This window comes from Microbacterium sp. NPDC056569, assembly GCF_042793475.1.
Lineage (GTDB): Bacteria > Actinomycetota > Actinomycetes > Actinomycetales > Microbacteriaceae > Microbacterium.
Genome location: NZ_JBHTUV010000025.1, coordinates 1 through 14,227, shown reverse-complemented (window position 1 = coordinate 14,227; position 14,227 = coordinate 1). Strand labels below are relative to the sequence as shown.

The following is a 14,227-nucleotide window of genomic DNA, read 5'->3' as shown; positions in this document are numbered from 1 at the left end:
TGGTCGGGGATGCCGGTTCAGGCCGGCGAGGTGTCGTATGCGAGTGCGAGGTGCCGTGCGTGCAGCTCCTGCCACTCGCGGGCGCCGGCGAAGCCGGCCGTGATGCCGGGCGTCCCGTGCAGGTGGCCCGGTCCCATGTAGAGCACGACAGGCGTTTCCGCGCGCTGAAGTCGCTCCGCGAATGCGATGCCGGAGTCGCGCAGGGAGTCGTGCTCGGCGGCCATGATGAGCGTCGACGGCAATCCCGAGAGATCATCGACGTCCAGCGGGGAGATCAGCGGATCGCTCGGGCCGTCCGGTCCGGCGTACATCGCCACGACGAGCTGCAGCGCGTCGATATCGAGCCCGAATCCGCTGGCGTACTGCTCGGCCGACGCGCCCACCGGCGTCATGGAGAGCGGCGGCACTTCGAGGTCGAGGTGCAGGAGCGAGGTGCCGCCGGCATCCCGCAGTCTCAGTGCGGTGCTCGCTGCGATGGCCGCGCCGGCGGAGTTGCCGCCGATGCCGAGGCGATCGACGTCGACGCCGAATCGGTCGGCGTCGGCGACGAGTGCTTCGAGGGCCGCGACCGCGTCCAGCACGGGGGCGGGGTAGGGGTGCTCCGGCGCGAGCCGATAGTCGACCGAGAAGATCTGCACGCCGCTGTCGAGCGCACGCCGCGCGCAGAGTCGGTCGTTGAGCACTTCGTCGATGGTTCCCGCGTAGAAGCCGCCGCCGTGCAGCCAGACCTGCGAAGGGAGTGGTCCGGATGCCGCGACCGGCCGATAGCGGCGCATGCGCAACGGGCCGCCGGGGCCGTCGATCTCGATGTCGTCGAGCGCGACGCCGTCGGGGATGGGCAGGGTGAAGTCGACGGCGAGCAAGTCCGAGAGCTCGCGGTCCGCTGTGCGGCGGACCGCGGGATCGGTGCTCGCGAGTCCGGGCAGTACCGGTGCGAGCTGCTCGATGCGGGCGATCCAGCGACGGATGCCGACGTCCAGGGCGATGTCGGTGAGGGTCGTCATCGTGGGGTGACCTCCGGATAGGTGGCAGGTTCTTGGTGTAGGGTCCGCAGCGTCGTGACGACGTCGCGGTGCAGGTGGTCGGCCGCGGGGACGAAGCCGCGGTAGCTGCCCGAACCGTGGTTCTGACCGATCAACCGCAGACACGTGACGGGAACGCCCGCGTCGCTCAGAGTGCGGGCGAAGGCCTCGCCGTCACCACGGAGTGCATCGAGTTCGGCGGTGTAGATCACGGTCGGCGGCATGCCGCGCAACGAAGGAGCCAGGAGCGGAGAGGCGTAGGGCTCCAGCCTCGTCGCTCTCTTCCTGCCGGCGTACTGGGTGACGATGATTCTGACGAGTCGGCGAAACAGCGGCTCGGCGATCCACGGTCCCTGCGCGCGGAAGTCGAGATGTCCCGCGGTCAGGTCGAGCAGCGGAACCTCGAGCAGCAGCAGGCGGACCGGACGCTGCGCGCGGTCCAGATTCATGAGGGCCGTCGCTGTCGCGAGGTTTCCGCCGGCCGAGCCGCCACCCAGTGCGACTCGCCCGGGATCACCGCCCAGCTCCCGGGCATGCGTCACCGCCCATTCGAACACCGACCAGCACTGCTCGGGCTGCGCGGGATACTGCACCTCGGGAGCATGCGAGTACTCGCCGGCGACCACGATGACGCCCGCGTCCCGGGCACGCTCGCGGAACGAGGCATCCCACCACACCCAGTCGATGCCCGCGATCTCGAAGCCGCCGCCGAAGAAGTAGACGAAGACCGGCAAGCTGCCCTTCGTCCCCGGAGCGGGACGCTCCGGAGTCGGCCAGTACACGCGCAACCGCGCGTCGGGGTGCCCCGCAACGGGGATCGTGTGCTCCTCCGTCGCCACGTCGATCGGCGCGATACCGAGTTCCGTCGTCATGACGACGTCGAACGCCTCGGCGTTGCTGCGGCGCAGCTGCGGCGTCTTGCCCTGAGGTGGCGCGAGCGGGGCGAGACGCTTCTCGACAGCGGCGACGAACGCGTCTTTTCTCGGCTTCTTCGCAGTCATCCTTGACGACCTCCTTCGGTCTCGGACTATTGTCTGAGTGTCGAAGTACTTCGATGAAGAACTTTTTTGGAGCGGATGATGCGGGACGCGTCGAAGGTGACGATCTACACGGTCGCCGAGCGCGCCGGCGTCAGCATCTCCACCGTGTCGTTGGCGATAAACGCGCCGCACCGCGTCAGCGAAGAGACGCGCGCGCGTGTCCTCGCCGCTGTCGGTGCTCTCGGTTACCGAACCGGTCCCCCGTCGACGCATGCGGGAACGGGGACGCGTATCGCGGTGGCGGCGCCCTTCAGCACCTACTCCAGCTACTTCCGCCGCTTCTCCGGCATGCTGGTACGGTCACGCGAGACGGCCATCGAACTGACCGCTCACGACCTGGACTCGGCGGCGAGCGTTGCGGCGCCGCTGCTCGACGCACTCCCGGCACGGCGAGGTATCGACGGACTCATCGTCATGGGCGTGCCACTCGGCAGCGCGGCGATGCGTGCGAGCCGCGAGTCGGCGCTGCCCCTCGTGCTCATCGACGTCCGCCGCGCTCGGCCGGTCGGCGCGGATGCTCCCGTGGTCCTCGTCGACGACGAACAGGGCGGACGACTCGCGGGCGAGCATCTGTACGAGCGCGGACACCGGCGCGTCATCTACCTCGGCGAGCCGCAGCGGTCGGAGGACTACATCTCGGCGGGAATGCTCCGCATGCGCGGCTTGTCGGAGTTCGTCGACTTCGAACTCGTCTCGTGCGAGCTCGACGCCGACCCCACATCGGAGCTGCGCACCGCCCTATCAGCTTCGCGCGCTCCGACGGCGATCGTGGCGAACCACGACGAACTCGCGTCCCAGGCCCTGAGAGGCCTCACGCGCGAGGGACTGGTGGTACCCGACGATGTCGCGATCGTGGGGTTCGACGATGGACCGCTCGCCGACGGCCTCGGGTTGACGACGGTGCGTCAGCCCTTCGAGGAGTCAGGCCGCGCAGCGCTCGACCTCCTGCTCAGCATGATCGCCGGTACCGGCGCCGCCGTGGGTCGCGTCGACCTGCTGCCCTCGCTCATCGTACGAGGCAGCAGCTAACACGACTGCGGATGCGATCGTGCGGATCCGTATTCGCGCACTGTGCGTGCGCGGGACCCCTGCGTACTCTCCGGATGGGTGACTGATCGCCGGCGCGGGCACCTTCCGTGAGGGCTAGAAAGCCCTCGGTCATGATTCACGCTAACCCGCGCGGGACCGGTGGCGGCGTCAGCTCAGCTCACGCAGCTCGGCAGTCATGTCTCCCCCGGCATCCCCCGTGTTCACAGTTCCCCTCGGTTCGATCATGATGATCTCAACATCGGCATTCGACTTCGGGCAGTGCTCGACGCCCTTCGGTACGACGAACACGTCGTTCGGGCCGAGGACGACGTCGCGATCCCGGAGTTGAATGGTCAGCCTGCCGCTCACCACCAGGAAGAGCTCGTCCGTGTCGGGATGGGTGTGCCAGATGAACTCGCCGTTGATCTTCGCGAGCTTCACGTCGTAGTCGTTCACGCTCGTGAGCCGATGAGGCTGCCAGTATTCGGTGATCTTCGAGAGGGCTTCGTTCACGTTGCGCACTTCGTCCGACATGCCGGAAGCCTAGTAGGGCCACAGCGCGTCAGCGTGGTGTGGTCGCGGGTGCGCGAGGCAAGGCCCCGCACGCGGGTCAGTCTGTTCGATCGCTAATCGCGCAATGCGCGTAAAGGGCAGGTCGTGCGCCGTCAATATCGCAGGCAATCACGATCCCCACTCGGGCAACGCGCGTAAACGGGACCACACGAACGGTCATCGGGCCATTCGATCGGCATCCTCAGGCGTGCCCGGCACCGCCGTCCAGGTCGATTTCCTTGGCGGGGACCATCTCCAGGTCGCCGACCACGTTCCTGCGGAGCATTCCGGCGAACTCGCCGTCTCTGAAGAGCGTGATCTGCTGCTCCGCTCGCCGTTTCGTGTAGGCCTGCATTCCGGGAAGCGCCCACTCGAGATCGGCCATCGACGGTGTTTGGCCCCGCATCGGCGTTACGGAGATCTCTGTGGCGTGGGTGAGCGTGAGGAGGGGCGAGAAGTCCGCGCTCCTGACACGCGGATCCCAATAGAAGGCTTCGAGCGAATGCAATGCGCGGACGAACTCGAGCGATTCCGCATCACCCCTGCTACCGGTTACTCCCCGATCCACCGCGAGAAACCGAAGGGAGGTAAGCTTCCCCAACGGCGAGTAGTCGCGGAGCTTGCGCGCGTTCTCCACGTGGAGATGAGTCAGCGCTGACAATTTCGTCAGCGGCTCGATATCGGTGATCGCGCTGGCCCCACCGAGATCCAACTGCTCGAGTTCCTGAAACGACGAGAAGACATCCAGGTCGGTATACGGTCCCCACTGCAGGGTCAGGGTCTTCAGTTGTGTCTGAGGGCGCAGAGCGCGGAGCAACTCATCGTTGACGCGGCACCACAGCGTGAGATGCTCGATCGGCGTCGGCTCGGCGAAGAAGTCGATCCACTCCTTGAGCACCTGTCGCCGCTGCGGCTGCGGCATGGGATGCTCACCGAGAGTTGAAGGCCATGCCGCCGTGCAGATCGCAGCTTGGCCGCGGTAGTCCGCTACACGTTCCACCCAAGGATCGCCCGCGACACTCGAATCTCGCATCAGAGTTCTACCCACGTTTGCAATCTACTGCCCAGGAGTTAGTCGCTCATCCCCACGACCCAAGACACACGTGCGGATGCCGGTCGTTGCACGAGCGTCCCCCATCCGAGGTCGGTCGGTCGAGCGCTGCGTGGTGGCCCCGTATGCTCACGGGCATGACTCCGACTTACTCTCGGCCCGCGATCGCAGACCGAGAGTTCGTCGATGAGCTCGGTCGACCCGTTGTGTATGGTCGGCGGCGCGACGAGGCGCCGGAGCAGGGTCCACGTGACGGGGAGGCCAACGTCCTCAGGCATCAGGAGAGGTATGAGCCGATCTTCACCGTCGCCGAGGCGCTCATAGCTCACCTCGCCACGTCCTACGACGTGGTCGTTGATGATGACCTCCGACGCTCGTCGCGGTTCGACATCATGCGCGAGGCGCCCGATGCTTCGTTCGCGCGAGTCGTCAGCATCCGCCCGGTCGCGCCCACCGAAGCACCGCTGGTTATCGGGTTTCATGATGAGCCGGGCTCGCTGCGCGTGCTGGCGGGGTGGTACTCGGAGTTCGACATGTGGTTCTGTGGCTGCAACGCTTGCGACGAGCCATGGGAGGACGTCGCCGATTCGTTGGAAGACGTAGTTCTCCACGTTGCCGAGCAAGGCACGACGGAGCGTCTCGACAGGCTTGCGTGGGGCAGCGCCCGCTATAGGTTGGATCCTTCCCGTCGGCGCATGTGGGCCGGATCGATTCCGAAGCGCGTGATGCGGCCCGAGATCCTAAACGCGGCGCTCAACTCGTCTCGTGAACTCGAAGACGGCCGGTGGATGCCGTGGACTCCGCGAACAGTTGCCGTTTGAGTGCGGCCGAGCACGTTCTTACGCCGGCCCTCCGACGCGCGGTCGGTGGCTATCGAGACTGGGGTCTGCCTGCTTTGCCCTGACGTCGACGTTGACTGACTACGGCGCGGGGACCGCGATCGAGTCCAAGCCAGAGGTTGAGAGCCGCGGCCTGCCTGCGAGCGTCGCCATAACCCGCCAGGGTGCCGGGTAGCTGCTGATCGGCGTCTGCACCGCGGAGGCGAATTGTCAGCAACCCACTCTGGAGACGACCTCCGGTAACGGGCCAACCGACGATGTAGAAGAGTCCGCCATAGTCGGCGTACCCGAATCGCTCTATCTCGCCTTTCGCGAGTCGTCTCGCGGAGAACCACGAGCGCACCTCGACGGTGTCATCTGACACCGTGGTTCCCGTAAACGGCAGCCGAATCCACGTCCACGCCAGCAATCCCGCCGTCGCTGCCGCGAGGGTACCGAGTGCAAACGCTGCGGACGTGGGGAGCGACGACGAGGCCAATACGCTGAGGGGACACACTACAAACGAGAGACCGGCCAGGAGCGACGCAGCCGCGAGACGAGCCGCACGGGCTGCCCGACCCGAAGGCGTGACCTGCGTGAACCGCTCGTTGCTCACTGAAGCTCCTGATCCACTGCACGTTGAGCGCAATGTGGATTCCGATCGTATCTTTACCGCACCGCCCACGCGCGAGCACGCGGGCGGTCAGCCCGCAGACGGTCCTTCAGCGCGCGACTGGACCGCGGAATCGAGGCCCAGAGGGGACACGGGCGCGCGATGCTCGTTTACCCGGCACGGTGAAAGAGCACGTGTGGCCGCGCTATTCGCGCGGCCACACAGGATTGTCGCGGCACTCATCGCGCGACAACCCGAGACGTGTTCAGTGGCCGCCGTGAGGGCGATCCTCGCCGTTGTCGGGCTCGTCGGAAACGTCGCCGTTCGATGAGGCTTCGTCTTCAGACCCGCCGTTGTGCTCGCCGGTGGCAGGCGCCGCTTCGTCGGCCGCGACCTCGGCCTGCTCGGATTCGGGCGAGTCGTCGCCGTGGCCCGCGGACTCGTCCGCGGGGCTCCCGTCGTCTGCCGAATGGTCGGCGGACTCGGGCGTATCCTGCGACTCCCCGGTCGACGCGTCCGAGTCGGCCTCGTTATCAGAGTCGCCCATGACCTCGGCTTCAGGTTCACCCTCGACCTCCGGCTCGGCGGGCTGGTCCGCTGCCGCGTCGGCGAGCGGCGCTGAGTCTTCCGCTCGGTCTTCGGAGGCCTCCGCCTGCGCCACCTCATCGGTCGGCGCGGACGCCGCGTCAGGGGCCTCGACCCCAGCATCCATCTCGCTATCGACGGTGGCGTCCGTGCCACCAGCAACGGCGGATGCTTCGTCCGGCACCTGCGCGTTCCGCTCCGAAGCGGCCTGGGAATCGGACACAACAGGTTCCCCCACCGGCGCCTCCGCGCTTGCCGCCGCGGGTGTCGCGTCGGCCTCCCCCGCCTCGGACGCGAGCTTCAACTCGTGCTCGGCTCCCCCCGCCTCAGCGACGGAGTCGGCCTCGGACTCTGGCCTGAGCTCGGACTCCGGCTCGGACTTCGACTCGGCCTCGGCCTCGGTGACCGACGCAGCCCCGGGCTCACCCACCTCGGCTTCCGGCAGGGCCCCGACCGGTGCCGGCGTAGAGTCCGACACCTCGGCGTCGGGGCCTTCCTCGATCTCGGGGACCGCGACCTCGGCGCTCTCGGCCGCGACCGAGCCGCCGTTCTCACGCTGTCGCCGCTGCCTGCGAGTCTCGAACGCCGCGGCACCCGCGACCCCCGCAGCACTCGCGACCCCCGCAGCACCGACGGCACCCGCAGCCTCGGCACCACCCGCACCCGCGGCCGCCCCCGAAGCCTCGGCACCACCCGCGCCCGCGCCGGCGCCCACGAGCACGCCCGCGGCCGCAGCATCCGTGCCGCCGTCCGGCCCTTCGCCCTCAGGTGCGGGACCATCGCCGTCACCCTCGTCCCCGCGACCACGCCGCTCGGCGCGACGCTCCTTCGCGCCCTCGACGAGGTTGTACAGGGTGGGCAGCACGAGCAGCGTGAGCACCGTCGACGACACGAGGCCGCCGATCACGACGATCGCGAGGGGCTGCGAGATGAAGCCGCCCTGGCCGGTGAGGCCGAGGCCCATCGGCACCAGCGCGAAGATCGTGGCGAGGGCGGTCATGAGGATCGGGCGGAGGCGTCGGGAGCCACCGGCGATCGTCGCGTCGTGGGCCGACAGGCCCTTCTCGCGGTACTGGTTCACGAGGTCGACGAGCACGATCGCGTTCGTCACGACGATGCCGATGAGCATCAGCACGCCGATGAGCGACGCCACGCCGAGCGGCACGCCCGTGATGATCTGCAGCAGGATCGCACCGGTCGCCGCGAACGGCACCGACACGAGCAGCAGCAGCGGCTGGCGCAGCGACTTGAAGGTCGCGACCATCACGATGTAGACGATCAGGATCGCGGCGAGCAGCGCGAGGCCGAGCTGCGCGAACGCGTCCTGCTGCTGCGTCACGACACCGCCGAGCGTGGCGTCGGCCGACGACGGCAGGTCGGCGTCGGCGAGCGCCGTCGTGACCGAGGCCGACGCGGTCGCGAGATCGTCGGTCGACGGGGTGATCGTGACGGTCGCCGTGCGCTGGCCGCCCTCGGTCGTGATCGACGTGGGGCCTTCGCTCTCTTCGACCGTCGCGACCTCTTCGAGCGCGATCGGGCCGGTGGCGCTCGGCACCTGCAGCTGGCGCAGGTCGTCGAGCGACGCGGGCGTCTCGGACGCGGCGAGGTACACCGTGAGCGCCGTGTCGTCGATCTCGACGGTGCCGATCGACTGCGGCTGCATCGTGTTCGACACCAGCGCGCCGACCGCGACCTCCGAGAGGCCGAGCTCCGCGGCCCTGTCGCGGTCCACCGTCACGGCGATGTACGGCAGCGAGGCCGACAGGTTGCTTGTGACCTGGCCCACGCCTTCGGCTCCGTCGACGGCCGAGATGACAGCATCCGTCGCGTCCTGCAGGGTCGACGAGTCAGGAGCGGTGACGTCGATCGCGATGTCGGTCGAGCCGAAGCCGCCGCCGCCCGCGGCGACCGTGATCTCGCCGGCGTCGTCGAGGTCGGCGACCGCCTCCTGCACCTCTTCGCGCAGCGCCACCTGGTCGGCGTCCGGGTCGGTGGTGATCGAGTACGTGATGCCGCTGCCCCCGCCCGAGAAGGCGTCGCGCAGGGCCGAGCCGCTCGAGCCGATCGACACCTGGACGGTCTCGATGCCGTCGATGCCGAGGAGCACCTCCTCGACCTGCTCGGCCGCAGCGCTCTCGGCCTCGAGCGAGGGGGCCGGGCCGATGTCCTGGGTCATTGTGAAGGTGTTCTGCCCCGAGTCGCCCAGGAAGTTCTGCTTCATGAACGGCGCGGCGGCGAGCGTGCCGACGAGCACGAGCACGGCGAGCGCGAGCGTGATCCAAGAGTGCTTGAGCGTCCAGCGGAGGATCGGCAGGTACGCCTTCTGCAGCCGGCTGGGCGGCGCGGCCGGGTCTTCGGGGTCGATCGCGACGCCGTCGGCGTCGAGGAGCGGCTTGCCGGGCTTGAGGAACCAGTACGCGAGCACCGGCACGATGGTGAGCGCCACGAACAGCGACGCGGTCATCGCGATCGTCACCGTCATCGCGAACGGCCGGAACAGCTCGCCGGTGATGTCGCCGACGAACGCGATCGGCAGGAACACCGCCACGGTCGTGATGGTGGACGCCGTGATGGCCGCGGCCACCTCACGGACCGCCCGGCGGATGGAGTCGCCCTTGTCGGCGTCTCCGACGTAGTGCCTCTTGATGTTCTCGATGACGACGATGGAGTCGTCGACGACGCGTCCGATCGCGATCGTGAGCGCGCCGAGCGTCAGGATGTTGAGCGAGTAGCCGAACGCCTGGATGCCGATGAACGTGATGAGCACGCTGGTCGGGATCGAGATCGCCGCGACGAGCGTCGAGCGCACCGACAGCAGGAAGACGAAGATCACCAGCACCGCGAACACGAGGCCGAGCAGGCCCTCCTTCGCGAGGGTGTCGATCGACTCCTGGATGTACGGGGCCTGGTCGAACACCACCGTGAATTCGGCGCCGTCGAGGGAGTCCTCGAGGTCGGGGAGGATCGCCAGCACGCCGCGCGATACGTCCACCGTGTTGGCGGCGGGCAGCTTCGTCACCGCGATCGTGAGGGCCGGCTCGCCGTTCACCCGCGAGATGGTCGTGACCGGATCGGCCTCCTCCTCGACGGCGGCGACATCCGCGATGGTCTTCGGGCCGGCGACGAACTGGTCGGCCGTCGACGGCACGAGCGGCAGCGCCCCGATCTCGTCGACCGAGGCGATCTTCGCGCCGGTCTGCACCGTCAGCGTCTCGTCGCCCTCGGTGATCTCGCCGCCCGGGAAGAGCACGCCGTTCTGGTCGAGCGCGTCGCGGATCGCCTGCTGCGTGTAGCCCGACGCCGCGAGCTCGGCCTGGTCGGGCGTGATCGTGACGCGCTGGCCGACGCCGCCGACGATCTGTGCGGCGTTGACGCCCGCGACATCCTCGAGATCCGGGATGACGGATGCCTCGAGCTGCGCCTGGATCGTCGCCTCGTCGTCGTAGCCGGTCACGGCCAGCTGGATCACCGGGAAGTCGTCGATGCTCGCCGAGATGACGCTCGGCTCGACGCCGGTCGGCAGCTGCGCCTTGATGCGGTTGATCGCCTGCGTCATCTTCTGCTCGGCGGTCGCGAGGTCGGTGCCGTAGGTGAAGGACGCCTGCACGATCGAGGCATTCGTCGTACTGGTCGCACTCGACGACTCGAGCCCCGGAACGCCCTGGATGGCGTTCTCGATCGGCACCGACACGTCGTTGCTCACGACCTCGGGCGACGCGCCCGGGTACGTCGACACGACGATGAGCGCGGGGAACTCGATCGAGGGGATCAGTTCCTGCTTCAGGTTCGTGAGCGCGAGTCCGCCGAAGATGGCGGCGACGATCGTGATGAGCGCGATGAGCGCACGGTTCTTGAGACTCAGAACGGCGAGGTTCGACACACGGAGGCCTTCGCTGGTGTGGTGATGCAGGGGGAGGGCGCGAGCCCGCACGATACGGAGATGTATCGGGTTTCAGTATTTCATGCGGCTCTCATGAAACCGCTCCCCCGAGAAGGAGGCCGAGTCCCGCCGCGAGCGCGGCGAGCGCGAGGGTGCCGAAGAGGTTGAGCGCGGCTTGCCGCCGGCGCCCCCGCTGCGCGAGGAGCACGGTCTCGACCGACACGGTGCTGAAGGTCGTGTAGCCGCCGAGCAGGCCCAGGCCGAGCACCAGCGACAGCTCGGGCGCGATCGCCGTGCCGAGTCCGGTGATCACGCCGAGCACGAACGAGCCCGAGACGTTGACCACGAGGATCCCCACTGGGAACCGCGCACCCGCGGCGGGCGTGAGCCACCGGTCGACGACGTACCGCAGCCCCGCGCCGACACCGCCCGCGAGCGCGGCGACCAGCAGCCACGGGCTCACTCGGCGTCCTCCGGGTACTCGATCTCGCCCGGCCGGTCGGCGATCCGGCGTCCGATGAACAGTCCGACGATCGCTCCGACGACACCCGCGATGACGGATGCTGCCGCCAGCCCCGCGGCGAGACACGGCGTCGTGACCCACAGCGCCGTGGCCACCGCGAACGCGCTGTAGGTCGTGAAGCCGCCCAGCACTCCGGTGCCGAGGAACGAGCGGAGCACGGGGCGCCGGTCGTCGAGCCAGCCGACGACGACGCCCAGGAGGAGGGATCCGACGACGTTGATCCCCAGTGTCACCCACGGCACCGCTGTCGGATCGGTCACCGGGTCGAGCACGAGCGCGCGGGCGAGGACGCCCACCGCCCCGCCGGCCACCGTGACCCCGAGGATCCGGGGATCGACGGGCTGCGGCATCCCTTCACGCTACTCCGGCGTCCATCCTCGTTCGTTCGTCACAGATGTACGCCGCGACGCCGATTTCGCGGGCATTCGTGACGAACGAACAAAGGGGTTCAGCGTCCCGGCCGCAGCAGCCCTCGAATCGCGGACTCCGGTGTGATCGAGAGGTCGAGCAGGTTCCCCTCGCGGTATCTCGTGAACACCCGCGGGTCGATGTACGACCCCCGCGCGACAGCGGGCGTATTGCCGAGGGCCTCGGCGGTCGCGCGCACGGCGAGCACCTCGGCGCGCTTGCGGTCGGTCTTGGTGTCGACGGTGCCGATGCGCGCGAGCGCCTCGGCGGCGAGGATCGTTCCCCGCAGCGTCCGGAAGTCCTTGGCCGTGAACTTGCCGCCGGTCAGCGACCGCACGTACGCGTTCACCTCGGCCGGAGTCAGCGCCACGCGACGCCCGCCCCGCTGCCACGCGAGCAGCGGCGACCGCGGCCGGCCCGCGGCGAGCAGCTCGATCGCCGCGGCGAGGTCGCTGTCATCGAGCTCGAGGAGCTGGCGTTTGCCGCTCTTGCCCGGAAAGGCGAAGGTGACGACGGATGCCTCGACCGAGGCATCCCGTCGCTGCAGCGTCGTGAGGCCCCGGCTGCCGTGCGCAGCGAGGTAGCGCTCCGAGCCGATGCGCGGCGCGGCATCGTCGAGCAGGCGGAACGCGACCGCCAGCACGCGCTCGCGGTCGAGGGGCTCGCGGCGGATCGACGTCGTGACCCGGGCCCGCGCGCGCGGCAGCGCCTCGGCGAGCGCGAGCGACCGCGCGAACTTGCCGCGGTCGCGGCCCGAGGTCCAGTCGGGGTGGTAGACGTACTGCCGGCGGCCGGCGTCGTCGACGCCCACCGCCTGGATGTGCCCGTCCGGCTGCGTGCTGATCCACACGTCCTGCCAGGCGGGCGGGATCACGAGCGCGTGGATGCGGTCCAGGTGCCGGGGCGCGGGCGTGCGGCCCTTCGCGTCGAGATACCGGAAGCCCGACCCGGCGCGCAGCCGACGGAAGCCGGGGTCCTCGTAGGGACGGACGCGGGCGAGCTTCGGCATCCGTTCACGCTACCCGGGTCGGCGGGTCGGCCGACGGGCTCGGGTTACCCGTCGGCCGAGTCTCCCCACGCGTCAGTGGTTGCGGATCATCGAGATGAGCTCGGACTTGTTCTTGCCCGAGTACCCCCTCAAACCCAGTTCCTTCGCGCGCTTGCGCAGCTCCGGGACCGTGCGGTCGTCGTAGTCCTTCGCGTTGCCCCCGCGCTTGCCCACGGTCTTGCGGCCCTGACTCGCGGCGGCGTTCGAGATGCGCGCCGCCTTCTCCTTCGAGGCGCCATCCTTGCGGAGCTCCTCGTACATGTCGCGGTCCTTCAGACTCGCTCCACGTCGTCCTGGCATGGCTTCCTCCTTCGTCCACCGCCACGCGGGCGGGTTTCACAGGCCCTTGCCCCCGGTCACCGGGAGGATCGCGCCGGACGTGAACGATGCGTGGTCGCTCGCGAGGTACACATACGCGCCGGCGAGCTCGGCGGGCTGACCCGCGCGCCCCAGCGGCGTGTCCTGTCCGAACGTCGCGAGGCGCTCAGCATCCCATCCCGTCGCGGGAATGAGCGGCGTCCAGATAGGACCCGGGGCGACGCCGTTCACGCGGATGCCCTTCGGGCCGAGCTCCTCGGCGAGCGCCTTGACGAACGCGACCTGCGCCGCCTTGGTCATCGCGTAGTCGATGAGGCCGGGCGACGGATTGAACGCCTGGATCGAGGTCGTGACGATGATCGACGCCCCGGGCTTCAGGTGCGGGATCGCCGCGCGGGCGGTGAAGATCTGCGCGAAGAGGTTCGTGCGGAACACCCGCTCCATCTCCGCCGTCTCGAGCTTGTCGAGGCCCTCGCGATCCTTCTGGTACGCCGCGTTCAGCACCAGCACGTCGAGTCCGCCGAGCTCGTCGACGGTGCGCTCGACGATCTGGGCGCAGAAGTCCTCCTCGCGCAGGTCGCCTTCGAGCGGCAGCGCCCGCCGGCCGCTCTCGGTGATCCACCGCGCGGTGTCGTCGGCGTCCGCCTGCTCCTCGGGCATGTGGGTGAGCGCGACGTCGGCGCCCTCGCGCGCGAACGCGATCACCACGGCCCGGCCGATGCCGGAATCGCCGCCGGTGATGAGCGCCCGGCGGTCCGAGAGCCGCTGGGCTCCCTGATACGAGGTTTCGCCGTGGTCGGGTTCGGGGCGCGTCTCGTCGGTGAGGCCCGGTTGCTCCTGCTGCTGCGCGGGGAAGCCGTCCTCGTGGTGAGCGGTCGTCGGATCGGTCGCGGATGTGCTCATACCGCGAAGCTACGGACCCCGGCGCGGGGCCTCACGGGGGTTGATTTCGACCTCGCGCGGCGCTAGCGGCCTTTTCCGCCGCGCGGCGTATCACCGGAAAACCGGCGTCGTCAACCCCCTACGGGCGCCGCCCTGCGGGTGCCACTGTCGAGGTGTGCCCACGAGGCACGCGATGCATCACATGCATCGACGACGAAGAAGGAGAAGCTCCTATGAACCTCGCCCTGATCATCATCATCGTCGTCGCGATCATCCTTGCGATCGTCGGCGGCCTCAATTCGGCGCTGAGCTGGCTGCTGTGGGTGGCCATCATCGTCGGAGTCATCGCCCTGATCGCGTTCCTGTTCCGAGTGATCAGCGGCGGTCGCGGAACCTGAGCCCTGCACCACAGGATCAGTTGACAGACGGATGCTGCGGCCACTGGTGGCCGCAGCAAC

The 14,227-nt window shown here is 68.8% G+C and carries 12 protein-coding genes and 1 pseudogene; 3 read left to right on the top strand and 10 right to left on the bottom strand.

What is annotated here, in order from left to right; all coding sequences use genetic code 11:
• Positions 1–17 precede the first annotated feature (17 nt).
• Both ACFQ7C_RS19875 and ACFQ7C_RS19870 read right to left on the bottom strand, forming a co-directional pair.
• On the bottom strand, positions 18–1,004 hold the full coding sequence (locus ACFQ7C_RS19875; RefSeq protein WP_378905548.1) for an alpha/beta hydrolase fold domain-containing protein: 987 nt from the start codon (positions 1,002–1,004) through the stop codon (positions 18–20).
• A complete protein-coding gene (locus ACFQ7C_RS19870) occupies positions 1,001–2,023 on the bottom strand; it encodes an alpha/beta hydrolase (RefSeq protein WP_378905545.1) in 1,023 nt (340 codons plus the stop codon). Before ACFQ7C_RS19870 ends, ACFQ7C_RS19875 begins: the two co-directional genes overlap by 4 nt.
• 78 nt (positions 2,024–2,101) lie before the next feature.
• On the opposite strand from ACFQ7C_RS19870, the gene ACFQ7C_RS19865 reads away from it, so the two are divergent.
• A complete protein-coding gene (locus tag ACFQ7C_RS19865) occupies positions 2,102–3,091 on the top strand; it encodes a LacI family DNA-binding transcriptional regulator (RefSeq protein WP_378905542.1) in 990 nt (329 codons plus the stop codon).
• A gap of 168 nt (positions 3,092–3,259) precedes the next feature.
• Here ACFQ7C_RS19865 and ACFQ7C_RS19860 read toward each other — a convergent pair whose 3' ends face one another.
• Both ACFQ7C_RS19860 and ACFQ7C_RS19855 read right to left on the bottom strand, forming a co-directional pair.
• Entirely contained in the window at positions 3,260–3,625 is a 366-nt protein-coding gene (locus tag ACFQ7C_RS19860; RefSeq protein ID WP_378905539.1) for a cupin domain-containing protein, read from the bottom strand.
• Between the two features lie 220 nt (positions 3,626–3,845).
• Positions 3,846–4,565, bottom strand: a complete 720-nt coding sequence (locus ACFQ7C_RS19855) for a hypothetical protein (RefSeq protein ID WP_378905536.1) — start codon at positions 4,563–4,565, stop codon at positions 3,846–3,848.
• Between the two features lie 266 nt (positions 4,566–4,831).
• On the opposite strand from ACFQ7C_RS19855, the gene ACFQ7C_RS19850 reads away from it, so the two are divergent.
• Complete coding sequence (locus ACFQ7C_RS19850; RefSeq protein ID WP_378905533.1) at positions 4,832–5,515, top strand: DUF6226 family protein; 684 nt, start codon at positions 4,832–4,834, stop codon at positions 5,513–5,515.
• 1,919 nt (positions 5,516–7,434) lie between these two features.
• Here ACFQ7C_RS19850 and ACFQ7C_RS19845 read toward each other — a convergent pair.
• The 6 genes and pseudogenes from ACFQ7C_RS19845 to ACFQ7C_RS19820 all read right to left on the bottom strand — a co-directional run.
• A pseudogene (locus ACFQ7C_RS19845) lies at positions 7,435–10,590 on the bottom strand (efflux RND transporter permease subunit); the annotation flags it as partial.
• Between the two features lie 91 nt (positions 10,591–10,681).
• The gene (crcB, locus tag ACFQ7C_RS19840) at positions 10,682–11,053 is read right to left on the bottom strand and encodes a fluoride efflux transporter CrcB (protein WP_378905530.1); all 372 of its coding nucleotides are present in this window, start codon (positions 11,051–11,053) and stop codon (positions 10,682–10,684) included.
• Positions 11,050–11,463, bottom strand: coding sequence for a fluoride efflux transporter FluC (locus ACFQ7C_RS19835; protein ID WP_378905527.1), 414 nt, complete (start codon positions 11,461–11,463; stop codon positions 11,050–11,052). Before ACFQ7C_RS19835 ends, crcB begins: the two co-directional genes overlap by 4 nt.
• Before the next feature lie 98 nt (positions 11,464–11,561).
• Entirely contained in the window at positions 11,562–12,530 is a 969-nt protein-coding gene (locus tag ACFQ7C_RS19830; RefSeq protein ID WP_378905524.1) for a DNA topoisomerase IB, read from the bottom strand.
• Positions 12,531–12,602: 72 nt separating this feature from the next.
• Entirely contained in the window at positions 12,603–12,869 is a 267-nt protein-coding gene (locus ACFQ7C_RS19825) for a Rho termination factor N-terminal domain-containing protein (protein ID WP_378905521.1), read from the bottom strand.
• Between the two features lie 36 nt (positions 12,870–12,905).
• The gene (locus ACFQ7C_RS19820; RefSeq protein WP_378905518.1) at positions 12,906–13,790 is read right to left on the bottom strand and encodes an SDR family oxidoreductase; all 885 of its coding nucleotides are present in this window, start codon (positions 13,788–13,790) and stop codon (positions 12,906–12,908) included.
• A gap of 212 nt (positions 13,791–14,002) precedes the next feature.
• On the opposite strand from ACFQ7C_RS19820, the gene ACFQ7C_RS19815 reads away from it, so the two are divergent.
• Positions 14,003–14,167, top strand: a complete 165-nt coding sequence (locus ACFQ7C_RS19815) for a hypothetical protein (protein WP_181911764.1) — start codon at positions 14,003–14,005, stop codon at positions 14,165–14,167.
• Positions 14,168–14,227: the final 60 nt, after the last annotated feature.